The organism is Mycobacterium sp. pV006 (assembly GCF_041287115.1).
In the GTDB taxonomy this organism is placed as follows: Bacteria; Actinomycetota; Actinomycetes; order Mycobacteriales; family Mycobacteriaceae; genus Mycobacterium.
Window position 1 is genome coordinate 16,191 of sequence record NZ_JBGGKT010000014.1, and the last position, 16,938, is coordinate 33,128.

The 16,938-nt window shown below is 67.6% G+C and carries 19 protein-coding genes; 10 read left to right on the plus strand and 9 right to left on the minus strand.

Annotated elements, in window-relative coordinates; genetic code table 11:
- Positions 1–27 precede the first annotated feature (27 nt).
- Complete coding sequence (locus ACAG25_RS19540) at positions 28–429, plus strand: hypothetical protein (RefSeq protein ID WP_370490132.1); 402 nt, start codon at positions 28–30, stop codon at positions 427–429.
- On the opposite strand, the gene ACAG25_RS19545 is transcribed toward ACAG25_RS19540, so the two are convergent.
- Complete coding sequence (locus ACAG25_RS19545) at positions 426–2,423, minus strand: phosphotransferase (protein ID WP_370490133.1); 1,998 nt, start codon at positions 2,421–2,423, stop codon at positions 426–428. The genes ACAG25_RS19540 and ACAG25_RS19545 overlap by 4 nt on opposite strands.
- Before the next feature lie 176 nt (positions 2,424–2,599).
- Here ACAG25_RS19545 and ACAG25_RS19550 point away from each other — a divergent pair, with 176 nt between their 5' ends.
- Positions 2,600–3,589 (plus strand): NAD-dependent epimerase/dehydratase family protein, encoded by a 990-nt coding sequence (locus tag ACAG25_RS19550; protein WP_370490134.1) that lies wholly within the window; start codon positions 2,600–2,602, stop codon positions 3,587–3,589.
- Positions 3,590–3,629: 40 nt separating this feature from the next.
- The gene (locus ACAG25_RS19555; protein ID WP_370490135.1) at positions 3,630–4,109 is read left to right on the plus strand and encodes an SRPBCC family protein; all 480 of its coding nucleotides are present in this window, start codon (positions 3,630–3,632) and stop codon (positions 4,107–4,109) included.
- A 4-nt stretch (positions 4,110–4,113) separates the two neighbouring features.
- On the opposite strand, the gene ACAG25_RS19560 is transcribed toward ACAG25_RS19555, so the two are convergent.
- From ACAG25_RS19560 to ACAG25_RS19580, 5 genes are all read right to left on the minus strand, one after another.
- Positions 4,114–4,449, minus strand: a complete 336-nt coding sequence (locus ACAG25_RS19560; RefSeq protein ID WP_370490136.1) for a hypothetical protein — start codon at positions 4,447–4,449, stop codon at positions 4,114–4,116.
- Positions 4,450–4,460: 11 nt separating this feature from the next.
- The gene (locus ACAG25_RS19565; RefSeq protein WP_370490137.1) at positions 4,461–4,817 is read right to left on the minus strand and encodes a hypothetical protein; all 357 of its coding nucleotides are present in this window, start codon (positions 4,815–4,817) and stop codon (positions 4,461–4,463) included.
- Between the two features lie 70 nt (positions 4,818–4,887).
- A complete protein-coding gene (locus ACAG25_RS19570) occupies positions 4,888–5,469 on the minus strand; it encodes a hypothetical protein (protein ID WP_370490138.1) in 582 nt (193 codons plus the stop codon).
- Positions 5,470–5,487: 18 nt separating this feature from the next.
- Positions 5,488–6,636, minus strand: coding sequence for a zinc-dependent alcohol dehydrogenase (locus ACAG25_RS19575; RefSeq protein ID WP_370490139.1), 1,149 nt, complete (start codon positions 6,634–6,636; stop codon positions 5,488–5,490).
- 78 nt (positions 6,637–6,714) lie between these two features.
- Positions 6,715–7,626 (minus strand): manganese catalase family protein, encoded by a 912-nt coding sequence (locus tag ACAG25_RS19580; RefSeq protein WP_370490140.1) that lies wholly within the window; start codon positions 7,624–7,626, stop codon positions 6,715–6,717.
- Positions 7,627–7,910: 284 nt separating this feature from the next.
- Between ACAG25_RS19580 and ACAG25_RS19585 the strand changes: the two genes are divergently transcribed.
- On the plus strand, positions 7,911–8,255 hold the full coding sequence (locus ACAG25_RS19585) for a GAF domain-containing protein (protein WP_370490227.1): 345 nt from the start codon (positions 7,911–7,913) through the stop codon (positions 8,253–8,255).
- On the opposite strand, the gene ACAG25_RS19590 is transcribed toward ACAG25_RS19585, so the two are convergent.
- Entirely contained in the window at positions 8,242–9,057 is an 816-nt protein-coding gene (locus ACAG25_RS19590; RefSeq protein ID WP_370490141.1) for an acyl-CoA thioesterase domain-containing protein, read from the minus strand. The two genes, ACAG25_RS19585 and ACAG25_RS19590, sit on opposite strands and share 14 nt — an antisense overlap.
- 87 nt (positions 9,058–9,144) lie before the next feature.
- Complete coding sequence (locus ACAG25_RS19595) at positions 9,145–9,615, minus strand: TspO/MBR family protein (RefSeq protein WP_370490142.1); 471 nt, start codon at positions 9,613–9,615, stop codon at positions 9,145–9,147.
- Positions 9,616–9,870: 255 nt separating this feature from the next.
- On the opposite strand from ACAG25_RS19595, the gene ACAG25_RS19600 reads away from it, so the two are divergent.
- Entirely contained in the window at positions 9,871–11,355 is a 1,485-nt protein-coding gene (locus tag ACAG25_RS19600) for an MFS transporter (protein ID WP_370490143.1), read from the plus strand.
- A gap of 9 nt (positions 11,356–11,364) precedes the next feature.
- Here ACAG25_RS19600 and ACAG25_RS19605 read toward each other — a convergent pair whose 3' ends face one another.
- Positions 11,365–11,796, minus strand: a complete 432-nt coding sequence (locus ACAG25_RS19605; RefSeq protein ID WP_370490144.1) for an SRPBCC family protein — start codon at positions 11,794–11,796, stop codon at positions 11,365–11,367.
- Between the two features lie 280 nt (positions 11,797–12,076).
- Between ACAG25_RS19605 and ACAG25_RS19610 the strand changes: the two genes are divergently transcribed.
- The 5 genes from ACAG25_RS19610 to ACAG25_RS19630 are packed head-to-tail and all read left to right on the plus strand — an operon-like array spanning position 12,077 to position 16,796.
- On the plus strand, positions 12,077–13,210 hold the full coding sequence (locus ACAG25_RS19610; protein WP_370490145.1) for an ABC transporter ATP-binding protein: 1,134 nt from the start codon (positions 12,077–12,079) through the stop codon (positions 13,208–13,210).
- 48 nt (positions 13,211–13,258) lie between these two features.
- A complete protein-coding gene (locus ACAG25_RS19615; RefSeq protein WP_370490146.1) occupies positions 13,259–14,440 on the plus strand; it encodes an extracellular solute-binding protein in 1,182 nt (393 codons plus the stop codon).
- Positions 14,441–14,445: 5 nt separating this feature from the next.
- Positions 14,446–15,321 (plus strand): ABC transporter permease, encoded by an 876-nt coding sequence (locus ACAG25_RS19620; protein ID WP_370490147.1) that lies wholly within the window; start codon positions 14,446–14,448, stop codon positions 15,319–15,321.
- Positions 15,318–16,169 (plus strand): ABC transporter permease, encoded by an 852-nt coding sequence (locus ACAG25_RS19625; protein WP_370490148.1) that lies wholly within the window; start codon positions 15,318–15,320, stop codon positions 16,167–16,169. The genes ACAG25_RS19620 and ACAG25_RS19625 overlap by 4 nt, the downstream gene beginning before the upstream one ends.
- 60 nt (positions 16,170–16,229) lie before the next feature.
- Complete coding sequence (locus ACAG25_RS19630; protein ID WP_370490149.1) at positions 16,230–16,796, plus strand: hypothetical protein; 567 nt, start codon at positions 16,230–16,232, stop codon at positions 16,794–16,796.
- Positions 16,797–16,938: the final 142 nt, after the last annotated feature.

Below are 16,938 nucleotides of genomic sequence, written 5' to 3' on the forward strand. Positions count from 1 at the left end.
CGCCCGCCGGTGAGGCATCGTGCGGATATGGCCAATCAGAAGATCCCGAACCCGAAAGACATCAAGGCCGCCGCACAGGCCGCGGTCGACTCTGCGCAGGCGGCCGCGAACGCCGCGATGCGGATTCCCCCGGCATCGGTGCAACTGGCCGCTGAACTTCCCGATCTGATCGAGAACCTGGCCGTCGCCACCGAACGCCTCAACGCGGCGATCGACCGCGCTGAGCGCTATTTTGCACTCGCCGACCCGATGATCCGCACCATGGACGCGCTCCTACCGCAGTTGGAGTCGCTGGTCGCGACAGGCAACGAGGTGTTCAAGGTCGCGGCGTCGATGCCCGGGGTGTCGACGTTGGGGCGGCTGGCCGGGCGGGGCGCCCCGCCACCGTCGGAGCCCCCCGCAGCCAAGCCGCGCAGACCGAAACGTTAGTCGCCCTGGCTGCGATTCCACTCCACCCAGCCGACACCGGAGCGTCCGTCGGCCGTCGTGACAGTGCCCCAGGCCCTCGGGAAGCGACTCAAGCGTCCGTCGGGGGATGTCAGCAACACCGGAGCGTGTCCACGCACCTCGAATGTGGCATCGAAATCTCCTGGTGCACAGGCTAGTTGGAGCTGAACCGGCAGCTCTGCGTCGAACGTGGACGCCGGGGTCACCGTCTGCAGCTCGACGAGCGGTTCGCCGCTCTTCTGCAGATAGCCGACCGACAGCGCCGGGATGCCGGGGATCTGGATCTGAACCGCGTGCTCGTGCGTGCCGTCGTCGAGATGCAGGGCGCTCCACACCCAGTCCATCGACCACCAGTCGCGTGACGCCCACGAGTGGTCCCGTTGGCCCACGACCTCGTCGAGGTCGAACCGTTTGCCGTCCACGGTGACGAAACCGGACACCACACAGGGGATTTCGTAGCGCGGAGAGACCCGGTACTGGTACGGGGTGCCGACCGTGCGCCAGGTCAGGTCCATGGTGGCCTCGACGGGTCGCCCCGTTCCGCCACGTAGCAACTCGGCGGGGTCGTCGAACGCCTGACCGCGCCCGGTGACGGTGACCCGGAACGTCTGCAGCGGCTCGGTGACCTCGAAGGTCATGTCGATCGCGTCCCCGCGGGTGCGCGTGTGGTCGGCGGGCAGCGGCGCCTCGAACTCCAGCAGGGCGACGGTCGGCATGTCCGGTCCGCACAGCAGCGCGTTGATCCATGCGTGCCCCTGGTTGGGGATCAGGCCCAGACGGATCCAGCCCCCGAGGTCCTGGCCGGCGTCGACGAAGTCGAAGTACCAGCTCTCGCTCCACAACGGTTCGTCGGTCGGTTCGTGGCGCCCTTCGTCCTCCGGGGTGGGTTGCAGCGGCTCGGGGGTCGACGGTTCGGGGAGGATGGCCAACGCGTCGAGGTCGAGCACCTGCTGACAGTGCCGTTGCAACATCGCCATGAACATCTCGTCGCCGCGTTCGGTGCGCTCGACCAACATCGACGACACGATCGACATCAGGACACCGAAGAAGGTCTGCCGACGGACACCCTCGCGGACGTCGTCGAGGCTCACCCCCGAATCCGGGCCGAGCGCCTCGTGGTAGGCCGCCAGCAGTGAGTCGAACTGCTCGCGGCGGTCTTCGATGCGCAGTGCGCATCCGAGGAAGTACGCGACGTCGCTGAAGGCGGGTCCCCAGGTGACCGTCTGCCAGTCCAGCACCGTCAGCGGCTGGTCGGAGCCCTCGGTGCCGAACAGCATGTTGTCCAGACGGAAGTCTCCGTGGATCAAACCGCGGGGCGCGTCCGGGTCGTCCTGGGCGGCCATGTAGGCGTCGAACACCTCGATGTAGCGCTCGCAGACCATGCGGTGTTCCGGTGCGACCCGGTCCTGGTAGCGGTCGATGAAGCCTGCGTAGAGGGCGGTGATCAGGTCCTGGTTGACCGGTGCCTCGCGGTTGATCCAGTCGGCACCTTCCAACGAGTCGTTACCCAGCAGACGACCGTGGATGAGCCCGAGTTGGGTCAGCGCCAGCCGCGCCTGCTCCGGGCTGGCGCCGCGGATCTCGTCGCCGGTCACCGCCGGGGCGGCGTCGGAGAGCACCAGGTCGAATGCGGCGCTCTCGGCGTCGTAGGCCGCGTGGTAGCAGTGCGCCACCGGACCGTCGAGACCCGGGGCGATGTCGGTGTAGAAGCGCACCTCGCGTTCGTAGAGTCCCATCGACGCACCGGTCTGGCGGCTGGCACCGTCGGCCGCGGCGATCTTGAGGACCACCGAGGCGGGTCCGCTCTCCTGGTCGGCGTACCGCAGCGCCACGCGATAGCACTCGCTCATCTGACCGGTGCCGATGCGGTTGACGGTGTAGTCGGAGACCGTGCCCTGACCGATCACCGCGGTGAGCCACTCGGCGCTCAGGTCGTCGACACGTTGGATGAGAGGGGGACGTAACGAGGAAGACACGCGGCCAACGTATAGCAACGCTGCCCCCGCGCGAGCACGATCCCCGGAAAAAGTTGACGCCCGTCAAAATATGCCCGGGAACGCGCTCCCACCCGGCAGGGTGACGATGCGCCGAAAACCGGGTATGCGGCGACCGGCGCGGCGGCGGACCGCGTCGTCACAGACCGGAGAGGCAGATGAAGGTACTGATCACCGGGGGAACCGGATTCGTCGGCGCGTGGACCGCCAAGGCGGCACAGGACGCCGGACACCAGGTCCGGTTCCTGGTACGCAACGCCGGACGGCTGGAGGCCAGCGCCGGAGATCTCGGGGTCGACATCAGCGACCATGTGATCGGCGACATCGCCGACGCGTCGTCGACGAAGACCGCGCTCGAGGGTTGTGACGGCGTCATCCACTGCGCCGCCATGGTGTCCACGGATCCGAATCGTGCCGACGAGATGCTGTACACCAACCTCGAGGGCGCCCGCAACGTGCTCGGCGGCGCCGTGGCCGCGGGACTGGACCCGATCGTGCACGTCTCCAGCTTCACCGCGCTGTTCCGGCCCGACCTCGACACCCTGCATGCGGACCTTCCCGTCGTCGGCGGCAGCGACGGGTACGGACGATCCAAGGCCGCCGTCGAGGCCTACGCCCGCGGCTTGCAGGACGCCGGTGCCCCCGTGACGATCACCTATCCGGGCATGGTCCTCGGCCCGCCGGCCGGCGAGCAGTTCGGGGAGGCCGCCGAGGGCGTCGAGGCGTCGGTGAAGATGCGTGGGGTCCCGGGTCGCAGCGCCGCGTGGATCGTCATCGACGTCCGCGACCTGGCCGACTTGCACGTCGCGCTGCTCGAACCGGGCCGCGGACCGCGCCGATACATGGCCGGCGGGCAACGGGTCACGGTGGACGAACTCGCCAAGATCATCGGCGCGGCCGCGGGGCACACGCTGTGGCCGATCCCCGTGCCTGACTCCGCGCTGCGTAGCGCCGGCCGGCTGATGGATGTCGTGGGCGGCTACCTGCCGTTCGACACCCCCATCGACTCGGCTGCGATGCAGTACTACACCCAGATGCCGGCATCGGACGACTCACCCAGTCGACGCGACCTGGGTGTCACCCAGCGCGACCCGGCCGAGACCATCGCCGACACCGTCGAGGGGCTGCGGCGCGTCGGGCGGCTCTGACACGTTTTGACCCCCACCACCCCGGGTAAGGGGTCTGACGATGACGACGCAACCAGAAGAAAAGCACAACTCGCTGACCGTGGAGCGGGAGACCTCGGCTCCGCGGCAGCGGGTCTGGGACGTGATCGCCGACGGCTGGACCTATTCGCAGTGGGTCGTCGGCAACAGCCGCATGCGTGCCGTCGACCCGAAATGGCCGGAGCCGGGCAGCACCATCCATCACTCCATCGGAGTGTGGCCGGCGGTCATCAACGACAGCACGGTGGTGGATTCCTGCACGCCGGGAAGCGAAATCGTGCTGATCGCCAACGGCCGGCCGTTCGGCAAAGCCCGCATCACCCTACGGTTGCACGATCTGCCCGACGGGGGCTGCCGCATCGAGATGTCGGAGATCCCGATCACCCCGCCGATGAGCTGGCTACCCCACTCGGCGTCGTTGGCACTCGTGTTTCCCCGCAACCGGGAGACCACCTGGCGACTGGCGGCGATGGCCGAAAAGCGCCCGGACGCGCCCGTCTAGAACATCACGGCAACCCGCGGTTCGGTGTCTGGTTGGCCACACCGTGCCGTAAGGGCGTATTCGATTGCGCCGCAGTCGATTCCTGGACCCGCGAGCCGCCAGGAGTGGATTGCACGCCGGGCGCCCGTTGCGGGTCACCGCCGGAGGGTTCGGCACCAGCCTCCAACTCGCGCTGCCGGGCCTCGAGGATCTCGAGCACCGGGACGCGCGCGGCATGGCCGGCCTCGTGGGTCAGTACCGCCGTGAGCTGCTCCTCGGTCAGCGCTCTGATGCGATGTTGCAGATCGCCGAGCGTGAGTTGGTCGTAATCGGGGATCGGCAGTTCCTGGGATTCCGTCATGTCTGCGCTTTCTATTCCACGACCTGGTAGAAGGGTTCACCGTCTTCCGGAGTGCCACCGACCTGTCCGCGATGGACACCCGGATCCTGCGCTGCAGCGTCGGCGCCGACGGCCGGGTCATCGGTGGCTTCGGGTGTCACGTCCGGAACCTCCTCGGCAAGGCGTTCGTCGAGCGTCTCGCCCTGCCGCTGTTCCTGCGAGGACATGCCGTACTTGTCTGCGCCGCTCCAGTCCTCCGGCGGGTCGACGACCTCGTCCCCGTCAGCGTGCCGTACGTCGTCGGGATCGGTCGATTCCATGGGGCTGAGCATGTCGTCGGCGCCCCCCAGATCGTTGGCGGTGGTGTCACCGGCATCATCGGTACTCATCGCGTCCTCTCCTCGGGTCTCGATAGGAAGCCATAGCCGTCTCGGCCATGACCGAAACGCGGGTGTGAGCTCATCGGCGACGGCTGCGCCACAGCCGCACAGCGACACCGGCCACCAGCACCCACGGCGCGAAGACGACGAGCGGATCCATCCACGTGTGTTTGACGTCGGTACGACCCCGACCCATCCGCGACGACACCCCGCTGCGGCTGATCTCCGCTTTGACCCCTGTCTCGGAGATCAGGTTGTCGGGCCTGCCCTTCGCCAAGGCCATGACCCGTTGTTCGGTGACGTCGACACGATCGGCGTAGAGCAGGATCAGCCAGTGCGCGGCCCGCCCCTCACTGAAACGACGGTAGGCCAGCCGACGGATCAGACCCGACAGGCCGCGCAGCGGCTGAGCCGTCCCGAAAGCCGGCGTCAGGAAGCGGTGCTCGATCGAACGCTCCCGTGGCCGCGACTCCGGTTGCCGCTCAGGGAAATCCCAGTGCGCGCCGGACTCCAGGTCGTGCCGGAGCTTGGGAACCGAGGGACGGTCGGCGGGGTCGAGGTCGGCGCCCCAGCCGGGGATCGTCGCCCGCAGGTGTTCGCGGTCGGGTACCGGAGGACGCATGGCGGTGTAGGTGGGGACGTTGGCCGACGGTGTGCTCATGGGAAGCCCTCCTGTGACTCAGTTCGGGTCGACGACGATGACCGGCTTGATGCAGTTGTCCAGCTTGGCCGAGAACATGTGGTAGCCCTCGGCGACCTCGTCGAGTGGAATATGGTGGGTGACAATGTCACTCGGTGTGAGATAGCCCTGCTGGATGTGGGTCAGCAGACGCGGCCACTGGCGCTTCACCGGGCACTGGTTCATGTTGATGGTCAGGCCCTTGTTCATCGCGTCGCCGAACTTGACCGCGCTGAACATCGGACCGTAGGCGCCGACCACCGAGATCGTGCCGCCTTTGCGGGCCGAATCGATCGCCCAGTTCAGCGCAATCGGCGAGCCGCCCTGCAACTTGAGTTTGGTCGAGGTGACGTGCATCAGCAGGTTGCCGTCGGCCTCCGCGCCCACCGCGTCGATGACCACATCGGCGCCCAGGTATCCGGTCGCCTTCTTCATCTCCACCACGATGTCGTCGCATTCGGTGAAGTTGTAGGTCTCGGCATGCGCGAACGACGCCGCCTTCTCCAGCCGGAAGTCGATGTGGTCGATCACGATCACCCGCCCGGCACCCATCAGCCAGGCCGACTTCGCCGCGTAGAGCCCCACCGGCCCGGCGCCGAAGACGACCACGGTGTCTCCTTCGACGATGTCACCCAGCTGTGCCCCGAAGTAGCCGGTGGGCAACGCGTCGGTGAGCATCAGCGCGTCGTCGTCGTCGAGCCAGTCTGGGATCGGCACAGGGCCGACGTCGGCGAACGGCACCCGTACGAACTCGGCCTGGCCACCGTCGTACCCGCCGCAGGTGTGCGAGTAGCCGTAGATCCCGCCCACGGCTGTGGCGTTGGGATTGACGTTGTGACAGTTGGAGTACAGGCCCCGCGCACAGAAGTAGCACGATCCGCAGAAGATGTTGAACGGCACCATGACCCGATCACCCGGTTGCAGCTTCTGCACCGACGGGCCGACCTCGTGCACCACACCGATGAACTCGTGACCAAAGGTGTGGCCGACCCGGGTGTCGGGCATGAGCCCGTGATACAGGTGCAGATCCGAGCCGCAGATCGCGGCGCGCTGGACCCGCACGATCGCATCATTGGGATGCTCGATGTGCGGAATGTCTTTCTCTTCGAGCCGGATCCGATACGGACCGCGGTAGGTCATCGCCTTCATGGCCGTCCTCCTTTACCCACCGACGGGGCGGGGCGCCGTGCCGCCCCCAGCCGGCGTCCCGCCCCTCGCAGTGGTTGGTCAGGTCTTGTCCGGGTCGATGGCGTCCTTGAGCTTGCCCATGACGCCCTTCTCGGTGCCGAACGCCGGCGGGCGGGGTTCGCCCATGTTGCCGTCGTAGGTCACGTACAGCTTCGGGTCCGGCGGCGGACCCGACTGCAGATCACCCAAGGGCTGGGGGTCGGCCAGGAACTTGCCGGTGTGCCGGCCGTCCTTCAGCGGGCCGTGCGCCCAACGCCCCTTGTCGGCGTCCGTTCCGTCGGACAGGTGCCACAGTGTGCTGGCGTGCTCCTCGAACTCCTCGTCGAAGAGGTCGTCGGGTGCCACCACGCCCTCCAGGCCGTCGGCCTGCAGTTCCTCGATCGCGGCCAGCCACATGTTCTGGTGGTAGGTGTCGCGCGCAAGGTTGAACTTCAGCATCGCCTTCACACCGGGGTCGTCGGTCATGTGCCACAGCCGTGCGGTCTGCACCCGGCCCTGCGCTTCCGCGGCGACGTTGGCATAGAAGTCGGCGAGCAGATTGCCGGAGGCCACAACGAATTTGCCGTTCCAGGGCGAACCCTGGCTGTCCGACAGCGTCGGTGCGCCACCGGAGATGATCGCCTGCTGCGGGTCCATCCCGCCCATGACCGCCGCGACGACCGGGTCGCCGAGTGCGTTCTCGGTGGCGTCGGTGGCCGGCGCGCCCTCGAGCAGCTGCGCGATCATCGTCGCGATCATCTCCACGTGGCCCATCTCCTCGGTGGCCACGTCCATGATGAGGTCCTTGTACTTGCCCTTCATCCGACAGTTCCAGCCCTGCATCAGGTACTGCATCGTGACGGTCATCTCGCCGAACGCGCCGCCGAGCAACTCCTGCAACTTGCGGGCGTAGACGGGGTCGGGCTTTTCGGGCTTGACGTCGAATTGCATGTAATCGGTGTGACGGAACATCGAAACTCCAGATCGCTGGCTTAATTGTTGGACAGGCCGGCCGTTCCCGGTGGCATCTGCTCAGCGCACCGGCACGGTCGGAGGTACCCACAGGAGAACGCTTAAACCGGAATGCCTCAGGTTTTCTGACAAGGTCATTTCGCGTTTCGACCCTCCGCACGCGGGTATCGCCGCCGCACCTGTCACTGCGACGAGACGAGACCGATGAACGTGACCACACCTGCTGCCCCACCGGTCGCACTTGTGACCACCGAACTGCGCGACGCCGCGGATGCGGGCGGCGCATCACCTCGGCGGCCACCGATCCGACCGCTGAGCGCCTCAACGCCCTCTATGACGAATATCGGGAGAACCCTTGCACCGCAGCATGGTTCAACGGTCAGGTGATCGCTGCCGATCTGTCGCGGCCGCACACCACGCTGTGGGCGATGAGGGCGGCCGAACTCGGGGTCCGGTCCATCCTGACGACTGCGCTGCGCACAGCCGACCACCTGCTGGGGACCGTGCTGGTGTACTCGACCGGCAGCGCGGTCTACGGTCCGGACGACGCGGACACGTTACAGATGTTCGCGCAGTCCACGGCCCTGCGCATCGATCGGTGCATGCTACGGGGTCTCACTCGTAGTTGATCATGCCCGGCCCGAAGTTGCGGGCGGAGAATTCGATCTGCGCGGCGGGATTGGCGACCGCGGTCGTCATCCCGGAACCGAACGCCCCGCGACTGTCGTACAGCGTCGAGGTGCCTACGGCGATGCCGTCGGCGGCATGGTGACTGTCGGCCTGGATCCCGATCCACTCGTCGACCGGGAGCCTCGAGAAGGCCACGGTGAGATCTCCGTTGATGTAGCCCACTCCGCCGGTACCGAGGTTGGTGACCAGGCTGGTCGCCTCCGCGAGCATCGCCGCCCTCACGAAGGCCGAGTTCCTCTGTCCGGCAACCACTTCGATGCTGTCGTTGAAGAATCGTTTGCGGGAGACGTTCTGATGCTCGCCGGGTGAGCGCGTCCACCCCACGGCGTCGCTGCCGACGAACGGCAGCACCGAGTCGTCGGGTTCCGGCGCCGGCGGGAAGCGCTCGTCGTTGCGCCACAACTCCCCCGGCGGCGCGGCCGACCGGCGGTACCGGAGCAGCGTGGCCCGCGCGACCAGCGTCCCGCGCTGCACGATGTCGCACTGGGTGGACCGCACCCGTCGACCGTCCCGGACCTGGACGACCTCGACGGTGGTGTGCGCGTTGCGGGCGGCCCGCAACAGATCCACCGTCAGTCGCGCGGGATGGAATTCAGGGCTGTCGCCCTCGGACTCCAGTACGCGCGCCGCCAGGCCCACCACCGCGGGACCGTTGAGATGATCTGAGCCCCAGTGACTCTGCGCGTAGGCCGTGGGCATGAACCCGTCGTCGACGGAGGTGAAGTGCGCCACGCTCTCCATGTGCAATCCGTCCGCCGATCCGATTCCCGCCCGATCGTAAGATACGCAGAAGGCCGGTCGGCGAGCCGGGTGACCGTACGGTACGGCTCAGCGGTTGAGCTGCCAGATGCGGGTGGACAGCGCCGTTGCGAAGGCGCACCACAGCGGGTAGGGCGCCAGCGCCGCCCCGGCGGCGGGGTTGACCGCCGCGGCGCGGCGCGCGAGATCGGCGCTGCTGGCCGCGAGGACACCGGCCGCCACCGCCGACGTCCCGAGTCGGCGCCGATTGAAGAACAGCCACGACCAGCTCGCGTTGAGCACGAGGTTGAGGATCAGGGCGCGCCGATAGGACGTCGCCTCCTCGGCTCGGCCGCGCTCCTCGAGCGTGGACGCCGACACCACGGCGATGTCGGTGTAGAGGATCGGCCACACGATCGGGAACGCCTGCCTGGGCGGTTGGAAACTCGGCTTGCGCAGTCTGGCATACCAGAGCGACTGCGAGTCCTTGCTGGCCAGGCCACCTGCCACGGAGGTCGCGAGGGCAGCGAGGCCGGTCTTGGCCAGGGTCGACGAGCGCATGAGACGTCCTTACTCCGAACTACGTTGTCCGCGCACCCGCTGCCATACCCTGATCCGCGCCGCGTGAACCGGCCCCGCTGCGTCGTCCCACTGAGAAGCACCACCAAAATGGTTGTCGGACAATCGTGTTCACCTACGGTGTCGCGCAGGCCACATCGGCTGGTCGCTGCGGGTGAGGTCTCCCGATTTCCGCGCCGGGACCGCCCGGACGCATAATCGGACAGAACGGAAGACAAGCTAAGGATTGGGGTGGGAGTGCGCGACACCACGACCGCTCCTGTCGACGACGCCCCGGTTGCCACGGGCGCGCGCAGCCGGCTCCTGGTGATCGGGCTGAGCATCGTCGTCCTGACGGTCGCTGTGCTGCAGACCGCCGTGGTACCGGTGCTCGGGGTGATCGCCGATCAGATCGGGACCTCGATGGTCGCGGTCAGTTGGGCGGTCACGGCGAACCTGCTGGCCGCCGCAGCGGCGACCCCGTTGATCGGTCGGCTGGCCGACCTGTACCGCAAGAAATATGTGCTGCTGGGCGTGCTGCTCGTGGTGCTCATCGGTTCGGTGCTGGCCGCCACCACCACGTCGCTCCCGCTGCTGATCTTCGCCCGGGTGCTGCAAGCCGCGTCGTTCGCCCTCTATCCGATCGGCATCGCGATCCTGCGCGAGGAGTTGAGTCCGGATCGGATCGTGTCAGCCATGGCGGTCCTGTCCGGCACCCTCGGGTTCGGCGGCGGGACCGGCCTGGTGGTGGTGGGGTTGCTCATGGCCGACGGGGCCGACTATCACCGGGTGTTCTGGCTGACCACGGTGTTCACGTTGGTGGTCATCGCGATCGTGGTGTTCCTCGTGCCGAACCGGCCCCGCACGGCGCGCGGGACCATCGACTGGCTGGGCGCGGTGGGTCTGGCGGTCGGGCTGTCGTCGGTACTGCTGGCGGTGAGTCAGGGCACCACATGGGGCTGGGACTCACCCCGCACCCTGCTCAGCTTCTTCGGCGGCGTGCTCGTCCTGGTCGGCTGGTGGCAATGGGAGCGACGCTGCGCACGTCCGCTGGTGTCCACCCGAATGCTGACCCGGCGCACCATGCTGTTCACCAACCTCGCGACCATCTTCGTGGGCATGGGGCTGTACTTCGCGTTCCTGGGGCTGACCCAGTTCGTGCAGATGGCCCCGGAGACCGCCGGATACGGTTTCGGCGCGTCCGTTCTGCAGGCCAGCGTCATCTACCTGTTGCCCGGTGCGGTCACCGGGTTCCTCATCGCGTTGGTCAGCGGGAGGTTCATCGACCGCTTCGGTGCCCGGCCGGTGCTGATCGTGGCCGCGTTCACCGGGATGGCAGGCTTCCTGCTGATCGCGTTCGTGCACGCCGCCCCGTGGCAGGTGATCCTGGCCAACGTCCTGGCCAACGCTTACATCAGCCTCGGATACGGGGCGTTGCCCGCGCTGGTCGTCGCCGACAGCGACCCGGGCGAGACCGGCGTGGCAACCGGGATGAACGCGATCGCCCGGACGGTGGGCAGCTCGACCGCCGCCGCGGTGGTCGCGCTGCTACTGGGTCGCACGACCGCCGCAGGAACCCCGCCGCAGAGCAGCTTCGTGCTGATCTTCGGCCTCGGTGCGGTCACCGCGGTGTTCGTGATCGGCCTCATCGCCGCGTCGAAACCGCGCCCCGGAACGCCTCGTCCCGCACCGTCGGATGAGGCTCGCTACGAGTCCCGCGCGATGAACCACGAGTGGGGCTGACGCACACCTTCAGGACAAAGAGGCGAGATTGCGCACCGAACGCTCGACATCGCCGCGGATGACCCGCGCGACCACCCCGCCGACCGGGGTCGACAGCAGACCCCCGGTGAGCTCGGCGATCACCCGGAACGACGATCCGTCCTCACCGGAGGGCTCCACCTGCATGGTCAACGCGATGCAGACCCCGCCGCGACCGTTGCCGACCAGTTCGATCTCCTTGGGTTCGTCGTAGCGCGTGACGCGCCAGTGGATGACGTTGCGGAACCCCTTGACCTTGATCAGCGACGCGACCTGGGTGTCGACGTCGATCTCGTCGGGCACCTGACTCTTCCACCCACCGAAGATCGTCAGCCACTCGTCGAAGCGCTTCAGATCCGAGGCGAGCGCCCACGCGCGTTCCGGGCTCAGAGACGACGACACCGAGACATCAACTGTGGCCATGGGTGTCCACTACCCCACTGACTCGCCGCCGTAAACGACCCGCGAAAAGACCGTCGGGTTGTCGCGCGCGATCGCGCATGACAGCGCACAATAGGCGAACGATTCCATCGTTGAAATCTGAATTCGTCACGGAATCGCTTGCGCGAGCCGGCGTGATCCGCGAAGGTTTAGCCACAGCCATGACGGCTGCACCCGAGGAGGCCCCGCCCTGACCGGCACACGAACCACCGCTGTAGACCACACGGCGGATGCGGAGACCACCCGCGCCCAGGGCGGTCCGGTGATCGAGATCGACCACGTCACCAAACGGTTCGGAGATTACGTCGCGGTGGCCGACGCCGACTTCACGATCGGCTCCGGTGAGTTCTTCTCCATGCTGGGACCGTCCGGGTGCGGCAAGACCACGACGCTGCGGATGATCGCCGGGTTCGAAACACCGACCGAGGGCGCGATCCGCCTCGAGGGCGTCGACGTGTCCAAGACCCCGCCGAACAAGCGCAACGTCAACACCGTCTTCCAGCACTACGCGCTGTTCCCGCACATGACGGTGTGGGACAACGTCGCCTACGGTCCGCGCAGCAGGAAGAAGTCGTCCCGCCTCGATGCCGGCACGATCCGCAAGCGGGTCGACGAACTGCTCGAGATCGTGCGCCTGACCGACTTCGCCGAACGCAAACCGGCTCAGCTCTCAGGCGGTCAGCAACAACGGGTCGCGCTGGCACGGGCGTTGGTGAACTACCCGAGCGCACTACTGCTGGACGAGCCGCTCGGCGCCCTCGACCTGAAACTGCGCCACCTCATGCAGTTCGAGCTCAAACGCATCCAGCGCGAGATCGGCATCACCTTCATCTACGTCACCCACGACCAAGAAGAAGCCCTCACGATGAGCGACCGCATCGCGGTCATGAACGCCGGCAACGTCGAACAGATCGGCAGCCCCACCGAGATCTACGACCGGCCGTCCACCGTGTTCGTCGCCGGCTTCATCGGCCAGGCCAACCTGTGGCCGGGCCGCCAGACCGGACGTGCCAACCGCGACTTCGTCGAGGTGGAGGTGCTCGGTACGACATTGAAGGCGCGTCCCGGCGACACCACGATCGAACCGGGTGGGCACGCCACGTTGATGGTCCGCCCGGAGCGGGTGTTCGTGTCGATGGACGCACCGACCGGCGATCGCGTCGCCGTGCGGGCGACGGTCACCGACCTGACCTTCCAGGGTCCGGTGGTGCGGCTGTCGCTGGCCGCGCCGGACGACTCGACGGTGATCGCCCACATCGGGCCGGAGGAGGACCTGCCGTTGCTGCGGCCCGGGGACGAGGTGCACGTCAGCTGGTCGCCCGACGCCTCTCTGGTATTGCCCGGCGCCGACATCCCCACCACCGAGGACCTCGAAGAGATGCTCGACGACGCGTGACCATCTCGCTGCCGCCCACTTCCCGGAGCCGACGAAAGGCACAGCCGCATGTCCCCTGAATTCGATCCCCGCCTGCTGGCGCGCCTGACCGCCAACCGCACCTCGCGCCGCCGCTTCCTGGGCGGGAGCGTCGCAGCCGCCGCCGGGCTGACACTCGGATCGACGATGCTCAGCGCCTGCGCATCCGACAGCGGGACATCGGAATCCACGACGTCGGAGGGCGGACCGGCCGACGGGACGCTGCGGGTGTCGAACTGGCCGCTGTACATGGCCGAGGGATTCGTCGCCGCGTTCCAGACCGCCTCCGGGATCACGGTGGATTACAAGGAGGATTTCAACGACAACGAACAGTGGTTCGCCAAGGCCAAAGAACCACTGTCGCGTCGGCAGGACATCGGCGCGGACCTGGTGGTGCCGACGGAGTTCATGGCGGTGCGCCTGCACCAGCTGGGCTGGCTCAACGAGATCAGCGACGACCGTGTGCCGAACAAGAAGAACCTGCGTCCGGATCTGCTCGACGCCGGAGTGGATCCCGGCCGGAAATTCAGCGCGCCGTACCTGTCCGGACTGGTCGGCCTCGCGTACAACCGGGCCGCGACGGGCCGCGACATCACCAGCATCGACGATCTGTGGGATCCCGCCTTCAAGGGTCGGGTCAGCCTGCTGTCCGACACCCAGGACGGTCTGGGGATGGTCATGCTGTCTCAGGGCAACTCTCCGGAGGACCCGACCAGCGAGACGGTGGCCCGAGCCGTCGACCTGATTCGGGAGCAGAACGACCGGGGCCAGATCCGCCGGTTCACCGGCAACGACTACGCCGACGATCTGGCGGCGGGCAACATCGCTGTGGCGCAGGCATATTCGGGTGATGTCGTGCAGCTGCAGGCCGACAACCCGGATCTGCAGTTCATCGTTCCGCAGTCGGGTGGGACGTGGTTCCTCGACACCATGGTCATCCCGTACACCACCGAGAACCAGAAGGCCGCCGAAGCCTGGATGGACTACGTGTACGACCGTGCCAACTACGCGAAACTGGTGGCCTTCACCCAGTTCGTGCCGGTGCTGTCGGAGATGACCGACGAGCTGGCGAAGATCGACCCGGCCGCGGCGGGCAACCCGCTGATCAACCCGCCCGCCGACGTGCTGGACCGCACCAAGAGTTGGGCGGCGCTGACCGACGAGCAGACGCAGGAGTACAACACCGCGTACGCCGCCGTCACGGGCGGCTGACGCAGATGGCGGGGGTGGCCGGCAGCAGCCGTCGGCGCAGCAGGATCGCTCCGTACCTGATGGTCCTGCCCGCGCTGATCTATCTGACGGTCTTCTTCGTCGTGCCGTTCGTCACGCTCGCGCGCACGTCACTGTCGGAGGCCGCCGGGTCGGTGTACATGCCGACGTTGACCTTCGCCTGGGACTTCGGCAACTACCTCGACGCGTTCAGCACCTACCGCGACCAGATCCTGCGGTCGTTCGGCTATGCCTTCGCCGCGACGGTGCTGTGCCTGCTGCTCGCGTTCCCGCTGGCCTACGTGATCGCGTTCAAGGCCGGGCGCTTCAAGAACCTGATCCTCGGCCTGGTCATCCTGCCGTTCTTCGTGACGTTCCTGATCCGCACCATCGCCTGGAAGACGATCCTGGCCGACGAGGGCTGGCTGGTCGGCGCGCTGGGCACCGTCGGTCTGCTGCCCGAGGAAGGACGGTTGTTGTCCACGAGTTGGGCGGTGATCGGCGGGCTGACCTACAACTGGATCATCTTCATGATCCTGCCGCTCTACGTGAGCCTGGAGAAGATCGACCCACGGCTGCTCGACGCCTCCAGAGATCTGTACTCGTCGTCGCCGCGCGCGTTCGGGAAGGTGGTCCTGCCGCTGGCGATGCCCGGGGTGCTGGCGGGCAGCCTGCTGGTGTTCATCCCGGCGGTCGGCGACTTCATCAACGCCGACTATCTGGGCAGCACGCAGACCACGATGATCGGCAACGTCATCCAGAAGCAGTTCCTGGTGGTCAAGGACTATCCCGCGGCGGCCGCGCTGAGCCTGGTGCTGATGTTGACGATTCTCGCCGGGGTGCTGCTCTACACGCGCGCGCTCGGGACGGAGGAACTGGTATGACCACCCAGGCCGGCGCCGCGATTGCTTCTGCCACCGCCGGAAGCCCTTCAAAGGTGCGGGCGCGCCGCAACTGGGGAGATCTCCTGCTGTGGGTGGTGGCGATCCTGGTCCTGATCTACCTGTTCCTACCGATCTTCGTCATCGTGCTTTTTTCCTTCAACAAGCCGGCCGGAAAGTTCAACTACACCTGGCAGGGCTTCACCCTGGACAACTGGGCCGACCCGTTCAAGTACCCGGCGCTGACCGAGGCGCTCGAGCTCAGCCTGAACGTCGCCGCGGTGTCGACGGCCGTCGCGCTGGTGCTCGGAACTCTTGTCGCGATCGCCCTGGTGCGGCAGCGCTGGCGGGGGCGCCGCGCGGTCGACACGTTCCTGATCCTGCCGCTGACCGCGCCCGAGGTGGTGATGGGCGCAGCGCTGCTGACCCTCTTCCTGGACTTCGGGTGGCCCGCGGGCTACACCACGATCCTGTTGGCGCACATCGCCTTCGAGGTCAGCTTCATCGCGATGACGGTGCGCGCACGGGTCCGCGGATTCGACTGGACCCTCGAGGACGCCTCGCTGGACCTCGGCGCCGGCCCGGTGCGCACCTTCTTCAAGGTCACCTTGCCTCTGATCGTGCCCGGCATCGTGGCCGCGGCGATGTTGTCGTTCGCTCTGTCGCTCGACGACTTCATCATCACCTATTTCGTCAGCGGGTCGACCGTGACGTATCCGCTGTACGTCAACGCGGCGGTCAAGGCGGCGGTGCCGCCCCAGATCAACGTGCTTGCGACCGCGATCCTGGTCGTCAGCCTCGTCCTGCTCGCCCTCGGGACGTTGTGGCGCCGGAAACGCTTCGCCGCCTGAGCGCCAGGCGTGCAGGTCACTCGATGTTTGAAAATTGGAACCGGTGGTATTCGCCGCCGCATGCTGGTCAAGTCGAAATACCTCACCTCATTCCTGTTCGGTGGCGCGGTCGCTGCCGCGGTCGCGCTGTCCCCCGCCGCGGCCGCCGGCGGCCCGCCCGGTTGTCATGACCCGTACGGCACCGGATGTGCCGCTCCTCCCCCGCCCCCACCGCCCGGTGTCGCCGGTGCGGTCCCCGGTGGCCCGGCGGGCGTCGCCGGCCCGGGTGGTGTGGCCGGTGCAGTCCCCGGCGGCCCGGCGGGCGTTGCCGGTCCGGGTGGGGCCGCAGGCGCGATCCCGGGTGGCCCGGCGGGCGTCGCCGGCCCGGGTGGAGCCGCAGGCGCCATCCCCGGCGGACCGCAGGGAGTCGCCGGACCGCAAGGTGCCGCAGGGTCGATTCCCGGCGGACCCGCGGGTGCTGCGGGACCGGGTGGAGCCGCGGGCGCCATCCCCGGCGGACCGCAAGGCGTCGCCGGACCCCAGGGCGCCGCAGGATCGATCCCCGGCGGACCCTCGGGCGCGGCCGGACCGGGTGGAGCCGCGGGCTGCATCCCCGGCGTGGGTTGCGCCAGCGTCCCTGCACCCTGATTTGATAGAGCGCATCGCCGCTGGGACGGGTCACCACCCGTCCCAGCGGCTTGTCGTTGCCGCGGGAAACTTATGAGATCGGCGGAGTGACAACCGAATTGACCGACCGGAGCAAGTCGCGGGTTTGCGCCCCGGTGAGCGT

What these genes read in the sequence shown, in the direction of transcription:
- ACAG25_RS19615 (WP_370490146.1), top strand. Translation starts at nt 13,259, where the DNA reads ATGTCCCCTGAATTCGATCCCCGCCTGCTGGCGCGCCTGACCGCCAAC.
- ACAG25_RS19570 (WP_370490138.1), bottom strand. Translation starts at nt 5,469, where the DNA reads ATGAGCACACCGTCGGCCAACGTCCCCACCTACACCGCCATGCGTCCT.
- ACAG25_RS19550 (WP_370490134.1), top strand. Translation starts at nt 2,600, where the DNA reads ATGAAGGTACTGATCACCGGGGGAACCGGATTCGTCGGCGCGTGGACC.
- ACAG25_RS19540 (WP_370490132.1), top strand. Translation starts at nt 28, where the DNA reads ATGGCCAATCAGAAGATCCCGAACCCGAAAGACATCAAGGCCGCCGCA.
- ACAG25_RS19580 (WP_370490140.1), bottom strand. Translation starts at nt 7,626, where the DNA reads ATGTTCCGTCACACCGATTACATGCAATTCGACGTCAAGCCCGAAAAG.
- ACAG25_RS19565 (WP_370490137.1), bottom strand. Translation starts at nt 4,817, where the DNA reads ATGAGTACCGATGATGCCGGTGACACCACCGCCAACGATCTGGGGGGC.
- ACAG25_RS19575 (WP_370490139.1), bottom strand. Translation starts at nt 6,636, where the DNA reads ATGAAGGCGATGACCTACCGCGGTCCGTATCGGATCCGGCTCGAAGAG.
- ACAG25_RS19555 (WP_370490135.1), top strand. Translation starts at nt 3,630, where the DNA reads ATGACGACGCAACCAGAAGAAAAGCACAACTCGCTGACCGTGGAGCGG.
- ACAG25_RS19625 (WP_370490148.1), top strand. Translation starts at nt 15,318, where the DNA reads ATGACCACCCAGGCCGGCGCCGCGATTGCTTCTGCCACCGCCGGAAGC.
- ACAG25_RS19630 (WP_370490149.1), top strand. Translation starts at nt 16,230, where the DNA reads ATGCTGGTCAAGTCGAAATACCTCACCTCATTCCTGTTCGGTGGCGCG.
- ACAG25_RS19590 (WP_370490141.1), bottom strand. Translation starts at nt 9,057, where the DNA reads ATGGAGAGCGTGGCGCACTTCACCTCCGTCGACGACGGGTTCATGCCC.
- ACAG25_RS19595 (WP_370490142.1), bottom strand. Translation starts at nt 9,615, where the DNA reads ATGCGCTCGTCGACCCTGGCCAAGACCGGCCTCGCTGCCCTCGCGACC.
- ACAG25_RS19620 (WP_370490147.1), top strand. Translation starts at nt 14,446, where the DNA reads ATGGCGGGGGTGGCCGGCAGCAGCCGTCGGCGCAGCAGGATCGCTCCG.
- ACAG25_RS19605 (WP_370490144.1), bottom strand. Translation starts at nt 11,796, where the DNA reads ATGGCCACAGTTGATGTCTCGGTGTCGTCGTCTCTGAGCCCGGAACGC.
- ACAG25_RS19560 (WP_370490136.1), bottom strand. Translation starts at nt 4,449, where the DNA reads ATGACGGAATCCCAGGAACTGCCGATCCCCGATTACGACCAACTCACG.